At 64.4% G+C, this 19286-nt stretch carries 17 protein-coding genes; 7 read left to right on the forward strand and 10 right to left on the reverse strand.

The genetic code is table 11. The annotated features are described in order from the left end of the window. From WCL10_RS13845 to WCL10_RS13870, 6 genes are all read right to left on the reverse strand, one after another. Positions 1–378, reverse strand: a complete 378-nt coding sequence (locus tag WCL10_RS13845) for a DUF6379 domain-containing protein (RefSeq protein WP_336896246.1) — start codon at positions 376–378, stop codon at positions 1–3. Positions 379–392: 14 nt separating this feature from the next. Further along, positions 393–1400 carry a TIM barrel protein gene (locus WCL10_RS13850; protein ID WP_336896247.1) on the reverse strand — a complete coding sequence of 336 codons (1008 nt, stop codon included), beginning with the start codon at positions 1398–1400 and terminating at the stop codon, positions 393–395. A 122-nt stretch (positions 1401–1522) separates the two neighbouring features. Beyond that, entirely contained in the window at positions 1523–2908 is a 1386-nt protein-coding gene (locus tag WCL10_RS13855; RefSeq protein WP_336896248.1) for a glycoside-pentoside-hexuronide (GPH):cation symporter, read from the reverse strand. Continuing rightward, a complete protein-coding gene (locus WCL10_RS13860; RefSeq protein WP_336896249.1) occupies positions 2862–3629 on the reverse strand; it encodes a TIM barrel protein in 768 nt (255 codons plus the stop codon). Before WCL10_RS13860 ends, WCL10_RS13855 begins: the two co-directional genes overlap by 47 nt. 76 nt (positions 3630–3705) lie before the next feature. Next, positions 3706–6108, reverse strand: a complete 2403-nt coding sequence (locus WCL10_RS13865) for a TonB-dependent receptor (protein ID WP_336896250.1) — start codon at positions 6106–6108, stop codon at positions 3706–3708. Positions 6109–6347: 239 nt separating this feature from the next. After that, complete coding sequence (locus WCL10_RS13870) at positions 6348–7445, reverse strand: LLM class flavin-dependent oxidoreductase (protein ID WP_336896251.1); 1098 nt, start codon at positions 7443–7445, stop codon at positions 6348–6350. Between the two features lie 124 nt (positions 7446–7569). Between WCL10_RS13870 and WCL10_RS13875 the strand changes: the two genes are divergently transcribed. Continuing rightward, positions 7570–8238 (forward strand): TetR/AcrR family transcriptional regulator, encoded by a 669-nt coding sequence (locus WCL10_RS13875; RefSeq protein ID WP_336896252.1) that lies wholly within the window; start codon positions 7570–7572, stop codon positions 8236–8238. Positions 8239–8384: 146 nt separating this feature from the next. Here the strand turns inward: WCL10_RS13875 and WCL10_RS13880 are convergent, their stop codons facing one another. Genes WCL10_RS13880 through WCL10_RS13895 form a run of 4 tightly spaced genes read right to left on the reverse strand, consistent with a single transcriptional unit; the run spans position 8385 to position 12861 of the window. Beyond that, positions 8385–9527 (reverse strand): FAD-dependent monooxygenase, encoded by a 1143-nt coding sequence (locus WCL10_RS13880; RefSeq protein WP_336896253.1) that lies wholly within the window; start codon positions 9525–9527, stop codon positions 8385–8387. Beyond that, entirely contained in the window at positions 9520–10635 is a 1116-nt protein-coding gene (locus WCL10_RS13885; protein WP_336896254.1) for a ThuA domain-containing protein, read from the reverse strand. Before WCL10_RS13885 ends, WCL10_RS13880 begins: the two co-directional genes overlap by 8 nt. Further along, a complete protein-coding gene (locus tag WCL10_RS13890) occupies positions 10632–11507 on the reverse strand; it encodes an alpha/beta hydrolase (RefSeq protein WP_336896255.1) in 876 nt (291 codons plus the stop codon). The genes WCL10_RS13885 and WCL10_RS13890 overlap by 4 nt, the downstream gene beginning before the upstream one ends. Before the next feature lie 4 nt (positions 11508–11511). Then, the gene (locus WCL10_RS13895) at positions 11512–12861 is read right to left on the reverse strand and encodes a family 1 glycosylhydrolase (protein ID WP_336896256.1); all 1350 of its coding nucleotides are present in this window, start codon (positions 12859–12861) and stop codon (positions 11512–11514) included. Positions 12862–12978: 117 nt separating this feature from the next. Here WCL10_RS13895 and WCL10_RS13900 point away from each other — a divergent pair, with 117 nt between their 5' ends. From WCL10_RS13900 to WCL10_RS13925, 6 genes are all read left to right on the forward strand, one after another. Beyond that, positions 12979–13890, forward strand: a complete 912-nt coding sequence (locus tag WCL10_RS13900; protein WP_336896257.1) for a LysR family transcriptional regulator — start codon at positions 12979–12981, stop codon at positions 13888–13890. A gap of 86 nt (positions 13891–13976) precedes the next feature. Beyond that, positions 13977–14405 (forward strand): heme-binding protein, encoded by a 429-nt coding sequence (locus WCL10_RS13905; protein ID WP_336896258.1) that lies wholly within the window; start codon positions 13977–13979, stop codon positions 14403–14405. Continuing rightward, positions 14402–15625, forward strand: coding sequence for an amidohydrolase family protein (locus WCL10_RS13910; protein ID WP_336896259.1), 1224 nt, complete (start codon positions 14402–14404; stop codon positions 15623–15625). Before WCL10_RS13905 ends, WCL10_RS13910 begins: the two co-directional genes overlap by 4 nt. Before the next feature lie 13 nt (positions 15626–15638). Then, entirely contained in the window at positions 15639–16541 is a 903-nt protein-coding gene (locus tag WCL10_RS13915; protein ID WP_336896260.1) for a VOC family protein, read from the forward strand. A gap of 3 nt (positions 16542–16544) precedes the next feature. Then, the gene (locus tag WCL10_RS13920) at positions 16545–17705 is read left to right on the forward strand and encodes an alpha/beta hydrolase (RefSeq protein WP_336896261.1); all 1161 of its coding nucleotides are present in this window, start codon (positions 16545–16547) and stop codon (positions 17703–17705) included. A gap of 95 nt (positions 17706–17800) precedes the next feature. Then, complete coding sequence (locus tag WCL10_RS13925; RefSeq protein WP_336896262.1) at positions 17801–19120, forward strand: NAD(P)/FAD-dependent oxidoreductase; 1320 nt, start codon at positions 17801–17803, stop codon at positions 19118–19120. Positions 19121–19286: the final 166 nt, after the last annotated feature.

The following is a 19286-nucleotide window of genomic DNA, read 5'->3' on the forward strand; positions in this document are numbered from 1 at the left end:
TCAGGCGGCGAGGGCGAGGACCTTGGTGTCCTTCGTGGTGGGCACGAAGGGCAGGTAGGACACGCGCATGCGCACGGCGAACTCTACCTTGTGATCGCCTGCGGGAAGGCCGCCGGGCTTCATCGCGATGATCTTGGCCTTTTCGCCGAAGTTCCAGCGGTCGTCGTAGACCGTTTCCATCTGGTCGAGCGTGTAGGTCTTGCCGCGTACGTGGAAGCGCACGTCGGCACGCGGGATAAGGTCGCCGTCCACGGTGATCTGGATGTCCTCGATCATCGAGAGGCCGAGGCCGCGGTAGTAGGGGAGGCGGCCGTAGAAGGCGAAGCCGAGGTCGCTTGTCTCGAGGCTGCCCTCGACGATCATCTTGTTGTCCATCATGGCATGTGATCCTTTCAGGCCGCGGCGCGAAGCTGGGGGGCGGGTTCGCCGAGCAAAGTGGCGAGCATGACTTGCTGACGGCGGACCTGTTCGACGCTGTCGGGCTCCATCGCGTCCTCGATCCAGCGGTTGCCTTCGTATTCGGAGCAGATGTAGCCGTCGTAGCCACCCTGCTGCAGCACCGCGACGATTTCATCGTAGGGGATCGACGGCTCCACGTAGTCGGCCGTCATTTCATAGAACTTGCCATGGATGTTGTGGATACGCGGCATGTAGTCGAGCATGCGCTTGGGCTCGAACGCGGCGTTGTGGCGCAGCGTTTCGGCCATGCCGAGTGCGGGGCCGACGCCGCCCATCTGCTGGACGTTGAGGATGACGTATTCGGAGAGGACGCGGTCGGCATAGGCCTTCTCGATGTAGTCGGCGATGTTCTGCGGCACGCCGATGCGCAGGAACTTCTCCTTCCACACTGGCGGGAAGGCATGGAGGAACATGCCCATATCCGGGAGAAAGCCGAGCGCATCGGAGCCCGACTTTTCGAAGCACTCGGCATGGCGGATGATCCACGGGTGATCGAAGTGCAGGGGCGCGTGGACTTCGATGAGGATCTTGATGCCCTTTTCCTCGGCATAAGGTGCGGCGGCGACGAGCACTTCCGGCGCGATCGAGACGAGCGCGCGGATGTACTTCATGCCGAGACGGGCGCCGAAATCGATGTCCTTGCGCACGCTCGCGACCTGCTCGTCGAAGGGCATCTCGCGGCCCTTGTAGCGCTTGTAGTCGAGCATGAAGTCGTGGCTGACGGGGACGCAATCGTACTTGGCGATAAGCTGGTGCCAGGTGTCGATCTCGGCCGGATCGACCTCCTGCTCGGGCCAGCCCCAGAAGGTCTGCTCGCCGATCACCTCGATGCCGTTTGCGCCCATTTCGGCGCAGGTGCGGATGCAGTCTTCAAGGGTCATCTTGCCCTGGAAGGTCTCGTTCTGGAAACTGTAGAGGCTTACGCCGCGCTTGATCGGCATGTGGTTATCTCCCCATGGGCGGCTGCCAAAGCGCCGCTTTGCCGTTGAATCGGAACCGCATGGCTGCCTGCGATTCCTTGTTCTTTAATTAGAATGCTCATTCTATAATTGTGGGGGCCGCGTCAAGTGCGGATTGTGCTCCCACGCCAATCGTCATCCATCGGCCAGAACCAGACCGCCACCGCCTGCAGCGCGAGCAGGCCGCCCGCGACCAGGAAATAGGCGCTGCGGATATCGGAACGGGCAGCGTCGGTTACCGCGTCGGGCACGTAGCCGGCCCATGAGAGCACAAAGGCACCCAGTGCGCTGCCCACCGCCATGCCGACTTTGGTCGAGGTGCTGATGCCCGAGGACAGCAGGCCCTCGTAACGCACGCCGTGGAGCCATTGGTGATAGTCTACCGAGGCGGCGGCCATCGAGAAGATGCCGGTGATCGTGACCGAGGTGACGATCGAGAAGGCGAAGTAGGGTAGCAGCAACGGCGGCACGCTGAGCCCGCCGATGCGCCAGTCCGGCCCATGATCGAGCGCTGCCATCGCGCCGAACAGCGCGAGCGCGAGCACGATGGCGCCGATGCATCCCTTGCGGATGCCGGTGCGGCTGAGGATCGGCGGGGCGATGAAGGCGGCGATGAGGAGACCGCCAGAGACCATCGGCAGCATGATCGGGATCAGCCACGGCTTTTGCAGCACGTCCTTGGCGTAGAAGATCGTCAGGCCCAGCATCGCACCGAAGCGGATGAAGTAGAGCAGGCAGAAAGCGAAGCACACCGCCCACGCCCGGTTGCGCAGCATCTGACCCACTGCGGGCAGAACGCGGAAGGCCGAGGGTGCGGCGTCGTCCTCGATCCGTTCGCGGCAATTGCGGAACAGCATGGTCAACGCGAAGAGCGAGAGCGCGCCGAACACCAGCGTGGTGGCGAAGAAGCCGCGCGCCTCGTTCCCGCCGCCCAGCGCGCCGACCAGCGGCATCGTCGCCGCCGTGCCGATGATGACCCCGACCGATGTGCCGATCGAACGCCAGCCGCCGAGCCGCAGCCGGTCGGCCGGATTGGCGGTCATCATCGGCATCAGCGCGGTGTAGGGGATCGAGCCGAGGCTCATGATGATCCCCAGCGCCTTGAAGGTGAGGAAGGCATAAACCAGCTGCGCGCTCTGGCTCCAGTGCGGCACGCTGAAAGTCGCGATGAATACTGCGACGTAAGGCATTGCAGTGAATAGGAAATAAGGTCGGGTCCGGCCCCAGCGGGTGCGGGTCTTGTCAACCGCTATGCCCACCAGCGGATCGATCACCGCATCGAGCAGGCGCGCGACGAGGAAGATCGTGCCAACCGCCGCGGCCGGCAGGCCGACCACGTTGGTGTAGTAGTAGAGCAGGAACGCGCCTGCCATGTTGTAGGCAAGGCTGTAGCCGAAATCGCCGAAGCCGTAGCTCGCCCGCTCGGCCAGCGAGAGCCGGGGGCTAGACACCGAGCGCTTGGCGGCTGGCGGCAAGCGAGGCGGCGGCATCCAGCGTCGGCCGGTATTCCAGACCGAGCGCGCCGGTGTAGCCAAGCTCACGCAAGATGGCGATGGCGGCCGGCCAGTCGATCGTGCCGGTGCCAGGCTCATTTCGGCCGGGACTGTCCGCTACCTGCACATGCTCCACGAGGTGCATCCGGCCCGAGAGCACGGCGCGCATGTCCTCACCCATCACGTGGCTGTGGTAAACATCGTAGAGCAGCTTGAGGCGCGGGCTGCCGACCGCTTCGATGATGTCGAGCGCGAGGGCGGTATCGACGAGGTACATGCCGGGATGCTCGACGCGGTCGTTGAGCGGCTCGAGCACGAGCGTAACCTCGGCGGCTTCGGCAAGGGTCGCGGCGCGGCGCAGCACCGAGATCGCCTCGACCTTGTGCTCTTCCGGCGAGACGCCTTCGCGGGTGAACCCGGAAGCGACGATCAGCGGAGGTGAACCGACGATTTTTGCCGCTGCCAGGGTATCTGCAACCGCCTGCAGCATTTCCTCATGCTGCGCAGGATCGACGATCGAACGGCGCGGATCGACGCAGAAGCCGGTGAGCGAGACGCCGGTTTCGGCAAGTGCGGTGGCAAGGCCTGCCATGTCCTTGTCGCGCCAGAGGTGGAATTCGGCGTGTTCAAGCCCGGCCGCTTTCGCGGCGCGGACCCGGTCTGCCAGTGTATCGTTACCTTCGGCGAACTGCCATTCGATGCAGGCGGACAATTGCATGTCCGGTCTCCTTTTTCGATCGGCTGGCTGCCGGTTGTCGGGGGCGGTCGCCAACCGCCCCCTCATGGGTCTTGTCTTAGAACTTCACGCCGAGCCGCACGCCGTACGTGCGCGGGGCGCCGAACTGCCAGTTGAAGATATCGTCCGGACCGGCCGAGACGAAGCTGCCATAGGTCAGCGGGCGGTTGTTTTCGAGGTTCTTCACGAAGCCGATGATGGAGTACATCTTGTTGGCCGACTGGTACTCGAGGCTGAGGTCACTCTGGGTGAACGCGCCCTGCGTGCCGTCGCGGTAGTTGTAGAAGTCGGTGAAGTACGACGACTTGAACGTGGTGTCCGCCCGCGCGGTCAGGCTGCCCATGCCGCCCAACTCGAAGGTGTGGTCGATCCCGGCGGTGATGATGAACTTGGGCGAGAACGCCGGGCGGTTGCCCGCGAAGTTGGGTTGCTGGATGCCAGGGGTGGTCGGATCGAGATCGCCGATACCGTTGAGCGCGCCTGTGGTGTCGAACACGTTGAACTGCGCGAGCAGCTCCTTGTACTGGGCGTTGAGGTAATTGATCGAAGTGTGGAAGTTAGTGTTGTCATCGAGCTGGATGCTGCCCGACGCTTCGATACCCCAGATCTTTGCCTTGCCCGCGTTGAAGGTCTGGCCGCCGACGGTGGTGTCGAGGAGCACCGACACCTGCAGATCCTTGTAGTCGTAGTAGAACGCGCCAAGGTTGAACTGGTGTTGGCGGTGATCGCCGAAGGTCTGCTTCCAGCCGCCTTCGAAGGCGGTGTTCGTTTCGGGCTTGTAGGTGCCCACCGAGTCGAAGCCGCCGCCCTTGAAGCCGGTTGAGGCCTTCAGATAGACTAGGGTGTTCGAATTGGGCTTGAAGTTGAGCCCGGCGAGCCAGGTCACCTTGCTGTCCTTGCTGCCGAGCGGCAGGGTCGAGACGAACTTCAGCTTGGTCAGGTCCTTGCGTCCCGGACCTTGGCCGATCAGGCCGGCAAAGTCGGGAATGCCTGGGCCGAAGGGGCTGGCATTGACGTAAGTCGCGCTGCGCTTGTTGTCGGTGTAGCGCAGACCGCCAACGGCTGTCAGCGTCTCGCCCAGCGGCACTTCGACCTGGCCGAACACAGACTTGCTGTCGCTGTTCACCTTGCGCACGAAGTAGCTGAGGAAGGTGCCCGGGGTGGGGCCGTTGGGGCCGAACGGCGGTAGGCCGAAGATGAAACTGGGCAGCAGGAAGCCGTTCTCGCGGTTCAGCTTCTCCTTGAAGTAGAAACCACCGACCTGATAAATGATTCCGCCGATCTTGCCGTTGACGCGCAGTTCATGGCTCTGCGTGTCGGCCTCGTCCGCATAGGTGTATGACTGGTAGATGATCGGAAGGGTCAGGCGGCCATTCGGATCACCGGTGTATTTGCGATAGCCGCCGACGTAGGTCAGCGTCGCAGCATCGCTGATCTCGTAGGCTACCCGCCCGCGAATGGCCCAGGTGTCCTGGCTGACATGGCCAATGCCGAAAAGCGGCGCGGCGTAGTTGTTGCGGTCGATCTTCGAAAGCAGGGTGGTGTTGGTTGGTGCGCAAAGGACCTGCGCATAGGCCGGAGCGACGCGGGTGAAGCCGTTGTTGCACACGCCGCCGCTGGGGCCATTACCGGGCGCATTGAGATCGCCTGCGGCAAATATGCCCGGGCTGAAGCTGCGCTTGGCATATTCACCGGCGAGATTGATCGAGAGCGACGACGTCGGGTCAAGCCGCAGCGAACCGCGGATGCCGTAGGCGTTGTTGTCGTCCGAGCGGCCTGCGGCATAGGCCGGGAACACAAAGAAGCCACCGCCTGCGGGGTGCTTGTTGTAACCGTCGCGGTCCTCATAAAAGCCCGAAATGCGCACCGCTGCGATGCTGCCGAGCGGCAGGTCGATACCGCCGTCAGCGCGCACAGCGTTGTAATTTCCGTAGCTTACGGTCGCGTCCACACCGAACTCCTTGCCCGGCTTGCGCGTGATGAAGTTGATCGCGCCTCCGGTCGAGTTGCGGCCATAGAGCGTGCCCTGCGGCCCGCGCAGCACTTCGACGCGGTCCATGTCGAACAGCGACATGCCCATCACGTTGGGGCGATTGAGGTACTCGCCGTCGATGTTGATGACGACCGAAGTGTCCTGCGCTTCGTCATTCGAGGTTGTGCCGACACCGCGCACTGTGATCTTGACCGTGCCCTGATCCTGATTGAGCTGGACGACAGGTGCGATCTTGTCGATGTCGTTGAGATCGGAAAAGCCGACCTTTTTGAGCTGGTCGCCGCTGATCACGTTGATCGCGATCGGCACGTCATTGACGTTCTGCGAGCGGTTCTGCGCAGTGACGACGATTTCAGGGGCCGAAGCCTCTGCTTCGGCCGGCGCGGCCTGCTGGGCGTGTGCAGGCGCGGCGACGGCGATGATGGCGCAGCCGGCAAGCAGGCTGGTTCCGTGGATGAAGTTGCGCATGATCCCTCCCAATGTGCACCCCGCTTGAGCTTGGGGCATCTGGTTAAAGCCGGAAAACAAATCCAAATGTGTTGTAAGTGAACGCTTCGACCGATCGTGACGGGTCTGCCGCAGTGGCAGAACCCATCCGGAATGGCGGAATTTCCTGTCTCCTGCCCGATCCTGTCTATTAAGTGAAATAGTATGTTTTCATCGTTTATCATCCATGGAATGGATTGATTGTTCATCCATGCGCTCGATCAACCCAGCGCCGGCATGACATGGCGTGCGAGCAGATCGAGCGTCTGGTTGCCGAGCCGCAGCCGCTCTTCGGTGAGCGGGCCGGTCGTCGTACCGCACAACACGTTGCCGATGCCGAGGTCCTTGTAGGGCTGCAGGTGCCCGATCACGGTTTCGGGCGATCCATAGAGGCACCAGGTACCAATCCAGTCCTCGGTGAGCGCATTTGGAGTGCGGTCGGTCTTCTTGTTCTCGGAATTGCTCTCGGCGCGCGCATTGAATTCGGCCTCGCGCTCCAAGGCGGCCTGATAGCCGCGCAGAATGACTTCGAGTTCTTCGCGCGCCTGGTCGTCGCTTTCAGCCACGTGGACGCATTGGTAGGTGTGGGTGGTCCAGTCGAGCGCGGCAGCGACGGTGTCGCCCGGATGACCGGCCTCGGTCAGCATCGCGTGATAGGCATCGAAATACTTCTTCACGTGGACGAAAGGCTCGGTGCCGCCGATCTTCGGAGGCGTGAAGGCGGGGATAAAGGCGGGCCAGCCGTTGACCGCCGCCCGCCGCGCGCTGGTTTCCTTCATCGCGACCGGCATGAGGCGGGCGTGGCGGGGCGAATAGGCGGCAGGCGCGATCCGTTGCAGCACGCGGCCCTGATGCGGCCCGTTGTCGATCTCGACCGCCGGGTCTTCCATGGCCTTGGCCCAGAGCGCTTCGGCGAGTTCGAGGTTGCGGTCGGAGATGGCGCCCGCGTCCTTGTAGTTGACGCCGAAACCGATCATTTCCTCTGGGGTCGTGCCGCTGCCGATGCCGACAAGCAGCTTGCCGTCCGTAAGCTGGTCGAGAATGTTGATCCGCTCGGCAAAGCGCACCGGGTGGTGGAGCGGCACTGAAACCACCGAAAAGCCGAAATGCATCTGCGGCATTTTCGCGGCGAGGTATGCGGCGAAGATGAAGCTGTCGCTCGCCACCGGCATGTAGCCGTTGAAATGGTGATCTGGCATGAAGATCGCCGAAAAGCCCAGATTGCCGGCGCGCAAGGCGTGCGCTTCCAGATCCTTCATCAGCTGCCGGTCATCTTCCGGGCGCATCGTGCGCGCGTTGAGGAACACCGAGAAGCGCATGTGCAGACCATCTCCCGTGCGCCTGTCCGTGCCGCACCGGTCAAATGGTACGGAGCATTCTGATATGGATCAGGCGAATCAAATTAGAATTGACGTTCCTGTTTTAGTAGGGTCTAGCAAGGCAATGTCAACAGCGACCCGACACACCGAAGCGCTTGCGCTCCACGCGCTTAGCCGCAAGCCGCGCCAGGGGCGCAGTCTCGCCTCGTTCGAACGCATGATCGAGGCGACCAAGGCGCTGATGATCGAGACGGGTGGCGACAGCTTCACCCTGCAGGACGTAAGCGAGCGCGGGCAGGTTTCGATCGGTTCGATCTACTTGCGCTTCGAAAGCAAGGACCGGCTGCTCCACGCCGTGATCGCCGAGGAACTGCAGGCGATCATCACCAAGGAAAGCGCGATGATCGAGGCGACCCGCGCTGAATCGCCGACGCTTGCCGATTTCCTGCCACGCTACATCACGCGCTATAGCGCATTCCTGCAGGAGCATGCGCCCTTGCTCGGCACGATCATGAACCGCGCGGCGGTCGACCCGGCCGTGTCCGAACCGGGCAAGGAAACCGCGCGGCGCTCGTCCGAGCAATCGGTCGCAGCGATCCTGTCCTACCGCGACGAGATCAAGGCCGCCGACGCCGAGGCCAAGGCGCTGACGGTGTTCCAGATCGTGTTCGCCACCATCGCGCGCCAGTTCGGCCTTGGCTCGACCCCGGAATCAAGCGACCCGCACTTGTGGGGCGTGATCAAGGACGAACTCGCCAAAATGGCGCTGGCTTACTTGCGCCACGCGGATTGAGGGCGGGGGCGTTCGCTTTGGCTGTCATTCACCCTCGTCATTGCGAGGAGCGCAGCGACGCAGCAATCCAGAGCGGTTGTGCCTGGATGCTCTGGATTGCTTCGCTGCGCTCGCAATGACGAATGGTTGGTGATTATGCTTTCCCGTCAGAACGGCCCCGCCAGTCGGTGCAGGGCCGCGCCCATGATGCCGCCGATTTCTTCACCCGGCCGTCCGGCCAGCTGCGCCGCGCCGATTGCCACGCTGGTCTCGACCACATCGCGGCAGCGTTCGTAGCGGCGTTCCTCATAGGCCATGAGTGCGTCCTCGGCGGTCCCAGCGCGTGCGAGTTCCTCGGCCAGCACAAGCGCGCTTTCGACCGCCATGCCAGCACCAGAGGCGAGGTGCGGGGTGGTCGCGTGGACCGCATCGCCGAGCAGCACGATCCGCCCGTCGGACCATGGGCGCGGCTGGATCTTTGCCTCGAGCGGGCGGTAGTTGACCCAGTCCTGCGCGGACATGGTATCGCGCACCCAGCCGGCATTTCCTGCGAAATCGGCGAGGTGGGTTTTCATCTGGTCAACCAGCGCCTCGCCTTCGAGGCGCTCCTCGCGGTCCTCGTGCGGGGTTAGCAGCCACATGTAGATGCGGTCCACGCCGCAGCGGGTGATGCCGACCATGTAGCGGTGGCCGAAGAACATCTCGCCGCGTTCGAGGCTGGGGGGCTTGGCCATGGCGACGCGCCAGCAGCCCTGTCCGGTGCGCACGGCATCGCCCATGTGCGGAAAGGCCAGTTCGCGAACGCGTGAGCGTACGCTGTCGGCGCCGATGACGAGGTCATAGCGCCCGGCGGTGCCATCAGAGAAGGTCACGTCGACGCCGCCGTCGCGGTTGGCGAGGGTCTCGACGGTCACGCCAAGGCGGACGGGGATGCTGGCGGCCTCGATCCGCTGCTGCATCAGGTGGTGGAGCACGGGGCGCATGATCCCGCCGGTTGCGGGGAGGCCTTCCTCGATCGGGGGCTCGTCAAGATCGCGCATATGCATGCCGTTGAACAGGAACATGCGTGAGCCCGAGACGATGGCACCCTCGCGCGCGATATCCTCGACCATGCCGAGCCGCTGGTAGGCGCGCAGCGTGGGGCCGGTGATGGTGATGCCCGCGCCATAGACGCGCCAGTCCGGATCGATATCGATCAGTTCGGCCGTTACCCCGCGCGCGGCGAGCGCCAGCGCGGCGGCCATGCCGCCGATGCCGCCGCCGACGATAAGGGCGTTGCCGATGGCGGTGATGGGCGCTGTCTCAGTCATGCGGTTTGGTTCCCTTTGCTTCCATTGCCCAGACAATGCCATTGGCCAGCAGCGCCGCAGCTTGCGGCGCATCGTAGTTTTCCGGGCGGTGCCCGATGGCGGTGTAGAATGCGCGGCCCGTCCCGACGGCCTTGCGCCAGGCAATGGGGTGGTAGCCCATCGAGAGGCTCTCGCCGCGATAGCCGATTTGCTGATAGTCCTTTTCGTCGATCGTCGCGACGGCGACCGCGCCGCCGTCTACGGGGTTGCGATCGAAGGAGTACCATTCCTCAAGCAGCGGCCATGCCTCGGCCACCCCCTTGCCGATGCCGCTGCGGGCATCGACCATGTGGACAGTGGCGGTCTGGAATTGCGGCCGACCGGGGTGCCCGATGAAGCGCGCGCCGATCAGCGTGTCGGCGTACCAGTCCCAGAACCACTTGGGGTCGCCGCCCGAACCGTGAATGCCGACAAAGCCGCCGCCCTGCTCGATATAGGCGCGGAAGGCGGCGCGTTGTGGCACTGTGAGCGCATCGCCGCTGACATTGTTCCACACGACGACAGCGAAGCGCGCAAGGTCTGTCTCGTTCATTACGCCGCCGCGGTCGGTGAACACGATCTGCCAGCCGCGCGCCTTGGCGATGGCGGTTAGACGGGTACGAGCGGCATCGACGGAAGGATTGTCCCGGAAGCCGTTTATCTTCTCGAAGACGAGGAGCTGTGGGCGCCCGTCCGCCGGGGGCAGGGCGGGGCGGTCGTTGTCATAGCGGGCGCAGCGGGCGAGGGTGAAGGCATCATCGACGGGCAGCGCGGCGAGCCTTGCGGCCAATGGGCCTTTCAGCGCCTCGCCATCGGCGCGCACTTCGAGCAGCGAGCCCACGCTCAGGATATTGGCAAAGCCGGGCGGAAGATCACCGCCGCCGAAATTGCGGGTGAAGCCGCTGACCAGATCGGATGCGACGGCCTCCAGCGCGGTGCGGCCTTGGGGGTGCATCAGCACATCCGAAAGCGGCGACTCGATGCCGAGCGACGCCGTCGCAAGCGGGCAATCGCGCACCGGCTCCCCGGCAAGCGCCGGGCTGGCCGCCGCGAGGAGAACGCAGGCGAGAAGGCGCCGCAAGGCCGTCACTGGACCGCCAGCCAGTCGATGTACTGGTCGATCCAGCGGTCGCTTGTCGTGCCCTTGGGCATCATGCCGAAACCGTGCTCGCCTGCGTAGTACAGGTGGAATTCGAGCGCGTCGCTTTCCTTGAGCCAGCTATCGACGAGCTTCAGCCCCCCCTGCTTGAACAGTGGATCGTGCGCGGCGATGGCGAGGAACAGCGGCGGGCGGGGGCCACCGGTGACGGTCTGGGTCATCGGCGGGTAGATGAGGCCGACGTGGTGCAGCAGCGCGGCTTCCTTCTTCTGTTCGAGAAGGCGGATCAGGGTGCGCGAGCCGGCCGAAAAGCCGATCGCGCCGATCTGTTTCGGATCGAGCTTCCATTCCGCCGCACGCGCCGAGACCACCGCGATGGAGGCGGCGAGATCGTCGACTGCGGGTGGCAAGTCCGGCAATTCCCCCTTGCCGAGCGAGCCGAACTTCGACGCCATCTCGGCCATGAAGCCTTCGGCTGTCGGCGGGGTGGGGTTGACCCGGTACTTGAGCACGAAGGCGGTGTAGCCTTGCGCGGCGAGCCGGTCGGCGACGCGGAAGCCCTCGCTGTCGATCGAGACGAACATGTAGCCGCCGCCCGGAATCACGATCACCGACTTGCCATTGCCGCGCCCGTTCATGGGGCGCACGACATAGAGCGTCGAGCGCTGGACATTGCGCGCCCAGACCTGCCCGAACACGCGGGTCCAGGTCTCACCGCCTGAGGGCACATCATTGAGCACGATCTGCTCGCCGGGGATGGGCGGGACCGTGTCGGCGGGCGGTAGCGCAGGCATCTGTGCCAGCGCCGGAGCGGCTGCGAGGGCCGTCAGGCAGGCGAGAAGCAGGGCGAAAGTCTTGCGCATGGGATCAGGCTCCTGCCGTGTGGCTCTTGATATAGTCGCGGAAGACCAAGGCGCTGGGCTTTGGGGTGCGCACGAACGTCTGGCGGTCGAAGCTGTGGAGGCCGAACTGGGGCCGATAGCCGAAAACCCATTCGAAGTTGTCGATCAGCGACCAGTGGCAATAGCCCTTGACCGGCACTCCATCGGCCATCGCGGCCTTGAGGTGGTCGAGCGCCTCGGGGATCATCCAGGCGCGCACGGTATCGTCGCTGGTGCCCACGCCGTGTTCGGTGACCATGATCGGCACCTGCGCGACTTCGTGGGCATACCGCACCGCGCCCGCGAGCGAGGCGGGATAGACTTCCGCGCCGATATAGTTGCGGCGGGTATCGGCAGGGCCGGGGAGCTTGCCCGTCTTGCCCCAGAGCGCGCGCTCGTAGTTCTGCACGCCGAGGAAATCATCGGCCCGGGCGAGGCGCAGCCACGAGTTGTAGAACTTCTCGCGCATGGCATCGCGCACCGAGCCCTTCTCCGCTTCCTGATCATCGATCATCGCGAGGCTGACGCCGACGGGGAGATCGCCGCGCACCGCCTTGATCGCGGCCTTGCCCTGGGTGTGGGCGGCCTGCAAGTGCGCCTGAACCTTGGCGGGATCAGGCTGGTAAAGCGCGTTGCCGGCGAGGAACAGCGGCACGCCGAGTTTCTTCGCGGCGGCCTCGACCATGGCCTTGTCCTGATCGAGCAGGCCCGGCGGCAGCAGATATTGGAGCACACCGGCCAGATTGGGCTCGTTGAGCGTTGTCGCGTGATCGATTCCACCGGCGAGATGGCGCGCCGCGCGATCGCAGAAGCGCGCGAACAGCTGCGGCGCCTCGTCGTTCATCCACCCCCCGCGCGCGGCGAACCAGATCGGCGTGGTGAAGTGGTTGAAGGTGACAATCGGTTTGAGGCCGATGGCGCGTGCGCCCTCGATCATCGCCTTGTAGTGATCGAGTATGGCGATCGAGAACTGCCCCGGCTCGGGCTCGATCCGCGCCCATTCGAGGCTGAAGCGATAGGCATTGAGGCCAAGGTTCTTCGCGAGCCCGAGATCGGTGCGCCACAGTTCGAAGCTGTTGGCCGCATCGCCCGAGGGTTCCGTGAATGCGGTGGGCTTGATGTTTTCGAGCAGCCAGCAATCGGCGTTGACGTTGTTGCCCTCAACCTGGTGCCCTGCCGTTGCGGCGCCCCAGATGAAATCTGCCGGGAAGGGGCCGGGCGCCGCTGCGGCTTTCACCGCCTTGGCTGCTGCGAGCGGGGCCGCGCCCAACGCAAGGCCCGCCGCTGTGGCGGCCACGAATGTGCGCCGGTCGATTGCCATTTCACCTTCTCCCATCTGTTTGATGCTGGTCTGGGCGAAATCATCAATCAAGTAAAATTGTCATGATGCATAAAATCATATAACCCGTGTGGATACATGGGGCAGCAAGGGCCCCGCAGGAGCATTGTCAGGATGCGCTTCAAGGGTCTCGATCTCAACCTTCTCGTCGCGTTCGATGCGCTGATGGCGACCCGCAGCGTGAGCCGTTCGGCGGAGCGGCTCAACCTCAGCCAACCGGCCATGAGCGCTGCGCTTTCGCGGCTGCGCGAGTATTTCGGCGACGAGCTGCTCCAGCTGCAAGGCAAGCGCATGCATCCGACGCCGTTTGCCGACGAACTGATGCCGCAAGTGCGCGAGAGCCTGCTCGGGCTCGAGGTCATGCTTTCGCGCTCGCCCCATTTCGATCCGGTGACTTCGCAGCGCAGCTTCAAGGTGGTGACATCGGACTATGTCTTCGCCTCGCTGATCGTGCCGCTGGTGGCGCAATTGGCCGAGGAAGCGCCCGGCATCCGGATCGATTGCGGGCTGCCGCAGCCGGGCACGGTGCAGGAGCTGGAGGAAGGCAAGATCGATATCACCATCACCCCCGAATATGTGATCGGCGGCAATCACCTCTCCTATGTGCTCTATCACGAGCCGCAGGTGGTGGCGGGCTGGAGCGGCAATCCCGCCATCGCAGGCGGCACGATTACCGAGGAAGCGTTCTTCGCGGCGGGCCATATCGCGGTGGTGCTTGGCGGCGGGCAGACGCTTTCCTACGCTGACCGGCAGCTCGATCTCATGGGGCGCAGCCGCAATATCGAAGCGACGGTGGCGATCTTTACGGCGGTGCCCTGGCTGATCGAGGGCACGAACCGCCTCTCGGTGATGCATTCGCGCCTCGCCGCGCAGCTCAAGGGGCGGTTCGCCATCGCCAGCGCGCCGGTGCCGTTCGAGATTCCTGCGATGAAGCAGATGCTGAGCTATCATCCCGGGCGCAAGGACGATGCCGGGCTGACCTGGCTCAGGACCCGCATCGAGGCGATCGCACTGGCGGGATCATAGAAAAGATTTATGCCCATTGATCCAAACAAGCATTTTTACAGATTGATCGGGCATCCGCAGAAGAGCGTCGGGAGAGAGGCCGGGACATGCTGACGCTCGAGAAAGCACAGATCATTGCGGCGGAGACGCTGGCCGAAGGGCGGCGTCTGTCGCTGGCGCCGCTTTGCTGCGTGGTGCTGGATCGCGGCGGGCACATGCTGGCGCTGCTGCGCGACGAGCAGGCCTCGATCTACCGGCCCGAGATTGCCATGGGCAAAGCAGCGGGTTGCCTGGGCATGGGCTTTGGCGGGCGGGAACTGGCCAAGCGCGCGGCGGCGATGCCGATGTTTTTCAATGGCTTGCAGGCGGCTTTTCCGAGCGGGATGCTGCCGGTGCCGGGCGGGGTGCTGATCCGCGACGGCGAAGGCGACCTGCTTGGCGCGGTGGGCGTGACGGGCGATACTTCTGACAACGACGAGCTGTGCGCGCTGGCGGGAATAGCCGCAGCGGGGCTTGTCGCGGATACGGGCGCATGACAGGCACGCTGTTTGCCGATGTGATGATTTTCGACGGGAGCGGCGCACCGCTGTTCCCGGGCGAGGTTCTGGTTCGCGGTGAGCATATCGCAGCCGTTGCGCACGGTGATGAACGGCTGCCGCGAGAGGGCGTGGCCGTGGTCGAGGGGCGGGGCCGCACGCTGATGCCCGGGATGGTCGAGGCGCATGGCCACCTAACCTGGCCGACCTCTGTCGAGCGCGTGATCAACACGATGAAGCCGCTGCCGATCGAGCAGCATGTGCTCGTAACCGCGCAGAACGCGCGGATCACGCTCGATCACGGGTTCACCAGCGTCTATTCGGCTGGCTCGCTCGGCGAGCGGATCGAGCCGGCGCTGCGCGACATGATCGACGCCGGGTTCATTCCGGGCCCGCGCCTGCGTGCCTCGGCGCTGGAGAAAGGCGCGGAAGGCGTGCTCGGCGTGCCGGCGGGGCATGATCCCACGCACCAGCGCGATATCCCGCACCTTCGCGAATACATCGCACAGAAGAAGGCGGACGGCTGCGACACGATCAAGTTCCTGATGTCGAGCGACGATGCCTTCCAGCCCGGCGGTTCGCAGACCCTGATGTATTCCGAAGAGGAAGCGCAGGCGATCGGCGAGGCAGCGCGCGAGGCGGGGATCTGGCTGGCGTGCCATGCGCAAGGGGCCGATGCGGTGAAGCGCGCGCTGCGGGCAGGTTTCCGGGCGATCTATCACTGCACTTATGCAGATGAGGAGGCGCTCGACATGTTCGAGGCGCGCAAGGACACCACTTTCACCGCGCCAGCAGTCGGCCTGCTCTGGGCACGGGCCTATGAGGCGCAGGACTTCGGGATCGGGCCTGCCGAGGCGGCGGAACTCGGCGCCTTGCGCGGGATCGAGCTTGGCCAGAAGGTCATTCCCGCGATGCGCAAGCGCGGCATCCGCGTGCTGCCCGGCGGTGATTATGGCTTTCCTTATAATCCGCACGGCCGCAATGCGCGCGACTTGGAGCACTTCGTCAATCTGTTCGGATTCTCACCCGTCGAGGCGCTGGTCGCCGCGACGAAGCACGGGGGTGAGCTGGTCGACTGGGAAGTCGGCGAGGTGAAGTCGGGTTATCTCGCCGATCTGCTACTGGTCGAGGGTGATCCCACCGCCGATATCCGTATCCTGCAGGACAAGAACAATCTCGCCGCCATCATGAAGGGCGGCACCTTCCACAAGCGCCACTAGAGAGAGCCTCCCCATGAGCCGCGTCACTGAAATCCGCTATGTTGGCTATGCCGTCACCGATCTTGCCGCCGAGCGCGCCTTCTATGCCGAAAACTGGCGCCTGAAGGAGGTCCATGAGGCCGATGGCATGGTCTATTTCGCCGCCGAAGGGCATGACGAACTTTATGTCGTGCGGCTGCGGCCCGATGCGGTGCAACGGATCGACGTGATCGCGCTGGCGGCGGATACGCCAGCCGATGTCGATGCGCTCTTCGCCAAGGTCCGCGACTATGGCTGCCAGATCGTGTGGGAGCCGAAGGAACTGGACCAGTTCGGCGGCGGCTACGGCTTCCGCTTCTTCTCGAAGGACGGGCTGCCCTACGAAATCTCCGCCGGTGTCGCGCGCGGCACGGCGCGCACGCTCGCCCCGCGCGAGGCGATCCCCGAGCGGATCAGCCATATCGTGATGCATTCGCCGCGCCACCACGAGGAACTCGCGTTCTTCATCGACGTGCTGGGCTTCAAGCTGAGCGACTGGCTGGGCGACTTCATGTGCTTCCTGCGCTGCAACGAGGCGCACCACCGTATCGCCTTCCTCCCCGGGCCGGCTTGCCTCAACCACGTGGCCTACGACATGGCCAACGTCGACGAGATGATGCGCGGCGTTGCGCGGCTGAAGCGGCAGAAGATCGACATCCGCTGGGGCCCCGGTCGTCACACAGCGGGCAACAACACGTTCAGCTACTTCACCACGCCGGGCGGCTTTGCGGTGGAATATACCGCCGAGCTCGAGAAGGTCGATTTCGAGAACCACGTGGCCCAGGTGATTGCGCCCGCGCCCGAAATCATGGACCAGTGGGGTATCGGCGTCGGCGGTCCGCAGACCATGCCGCACCCTGCGCCCGATGCGGCGCTGTTCCAGCCGGCAGGGGTCTGATCCATGGCGTTGTTCGAGCCTTTTCCCAACTACATCTGGAACCTCTCGGTCGCCATCGCGATGGAGAACGGCGGGCGGATCGGCGAAATCGTCGACATGATCGAGCCGCTACGCGCCAAGGCGCAAAGCGGCGCGGATGCCGGCACCGCCGATTTCATGGCCGAATGGGTCAAGATGGGCGACAAGCTGGTGGGCCTTGCCGAGGAAGACCTCGCGCTCGGCCGCGAGTTTTCCGCCGGAACCAAGCTCAAGCGCGCGACGATCTACTACCTGACGGGCGAACGCATGCAGGCGCATGGATCGGCTGGGCGCGAACAGACTTATGCCAAGGCGCTCGACAGCTTCCAGCGCGGCACGAAGTTTTCCGCCGATCCGCTGGAGCGGGTGGAAATCCCCTACGAGGGCAAGACGATCGCCGCCTATTTCCACCGCGCGCCGGTCGAAGGGCCCGCACCCTGTGTGGTCTATTGCAACGGGCTCGACAGCATGAAGGAAATGCTGTGGCTGGGCGGCTTTCCCGAAGCGCTCGCCAAGCGCGGCATTCACACGCTCTGCGTCGATCAGCCGGGCACGGGCGAGGCGCTGCGGTTGCAGGGCTTGAACGCGACGCCTTATTCCGAACGGTGGGCGTCGAAGTGGGTCGACTGGCTGGAAACCCGGCCTGAGGTTGACCCCAAGCGCATCGGCATGACGGGCATCTCCCTGGGCGGCCACTTCGCCCCGCGTGCGGTGGCCTATGAGCCGCGCTTTGCCAGCGGCGCGGCCTGGGGCGCGAACCACAACTGGCGCGAGGTGCAGGACAAGCGCATGGCGCGCGAGGGCGAGAATCCGGTTCCGCACTACTGGGGCCATGTCTATTGGGTGTTCGGCGCGAAGGACCACGAGGACTTCCTCGCCAAGAGCAACGACATGAACCTCAATGGCCATCTGGACCGGATCAAGGTGCCGTTTCTGGTGACCCACGGGGCGACCGACCGGCAAATCAGCGTCGATTATGCGCACCAGAGTTACGCCCAACTGGTCAATTCGCCTCGGCGCGAGCTCAAGATCTTCACCGCACGCGAGGGCGGGGTGGAGCATGTCGGCGCCGATAACATGAGCTTCGGCAACGACTATATTGCCGACTGGTTTGCCGACACGCTGGGCGGACATACCAAGGCGTAACGCGCGCGTTCACCAAGAGGCAGGGCGCTTTGCCTTGATCTTGGCAGTTTGTTTCTGGCAAAGCACACTTGCGCCAAGGATCGTGCGCGGGGGAAATGCGCGTGCCGGATCAGAAGACCCAGATCGTTGTCGTGGGCGGCGGCGCCGGCGGGCTGGAACTCGTGCGCAAGCTGGGCTCGAAGTATGGGCGCAAAAAGCACGACATCATCCTGATTGACCGCAACCTGACGCATATCTGGAAGCCCCTGCTGCATGAAGTGGCGGCGGGCTCGCTCGACGCCAATCTCGACGAGGTGGGCTATGGCGGCCACGCGGTGCGCTGGGGTTACCGCTTCTTCCAGGGCAGCATCGAGAGCATTGACCGCGAACATCGCACCATCACCACCTCGCCGCTGCTCGATGAACGCGGCGAGGAAGTGATCGGGCGGCACACCGTGCGCTATGACTATCTGGTCATGGCGGTCGGCGGGATTTCCAATGATTTCGGCGTGCCGGGGGTGCGCGAGCACGCCATGTTCCTCGAGGACCGGCCGCAGGCGGACAAGTTCCGCCAGAAGCTCCTGAATGCCTGCCTGCGCACCAACCATGCGCACCACACCGGCAATCCCGATGCGCGGGTGCGGGTGAGCATTGTCGGCGGCGGCGCGACCGGCGTGGAGCTCGCGGCCGAGCTTTACAATGCGGCGGGCTCGCTCAGGCATTACGGCCTCGAGGTGTTCGACGAGACCAAGCTCGAAGTCTCGCTGATCGAGGCGGGACCGCGCATTCTGCCCGCGCTCGACGAGGCGCTGGCCAAGACCGCGCGCGAGGAGCTGGAGAAGCTGGGCGTGCGGGTGCTGGAGCGCACGCAGGTGGTGCGGCTGGAAGACCGCGCGGTGCATACCGGTGACGGCAATGTGATCCCCGCTGACCTCATTGTCTGGGCAGCCGGCGTGAAGGGTGCCGAGGAAATCAAGACGATGAGCGATCTGGCGCTCACGCGCGGCAACCAGATCGTGGTTCGCCCGACGTTGCAGAGCGAGACCGATGACCGCATCTTCGCGTTGGGCGATTGCGCCTCGTGCCTGCTCCCCGGCAAGGAGCGCCCGGTGCCGCCGCGTGCGCAATCCGCGCACCAGATGGCGAGCCTCGTGTTCACCAATCTTGTCCGCGCGCAGGCCGGGCAACCGCTCAAGGACTTTGCCTATGCCGATCACGGCTCGCTCGTCTCGCTGAGCCGGTTCTCGACCGTGGGCAGCCTGATGGGCAACCTCGTCGGCGGGCGCATGTTCGTCGAGGGGCGGATCGCGCGGATGGTCTACATGTCGCTCTACCGCATGCATCTTATTGCCATTCACGGCTGGTGGCGGGGGATCATGCTGATCGTGATCGGACATGTGAACCAGATCGTGCGGCCGCGGCTGAAGCTGCACTGATCATCACAAAAACCTCGTCATTGCGAGCGCAGCGAAGCAATCCAGAGCGCCGCGCACAATCGCTCTGGATTGCTTCGCTGCGCTCGCAATGACGCAGAGAGTGGATGAGTTGTAAGCGGTGTGCTCAGGCCACGGCGGTCCAAGGCATCAGCTCACCGACGGCGTT

It is taken from the genome of Novosphingobium sp. (assembly GCF_037133355.1).
GTDB lineage: Bacteria > Pseudomonadota > Alphaproteobacteria > Sphingomonadales > Sphingomonadaceae > Novosphingobium.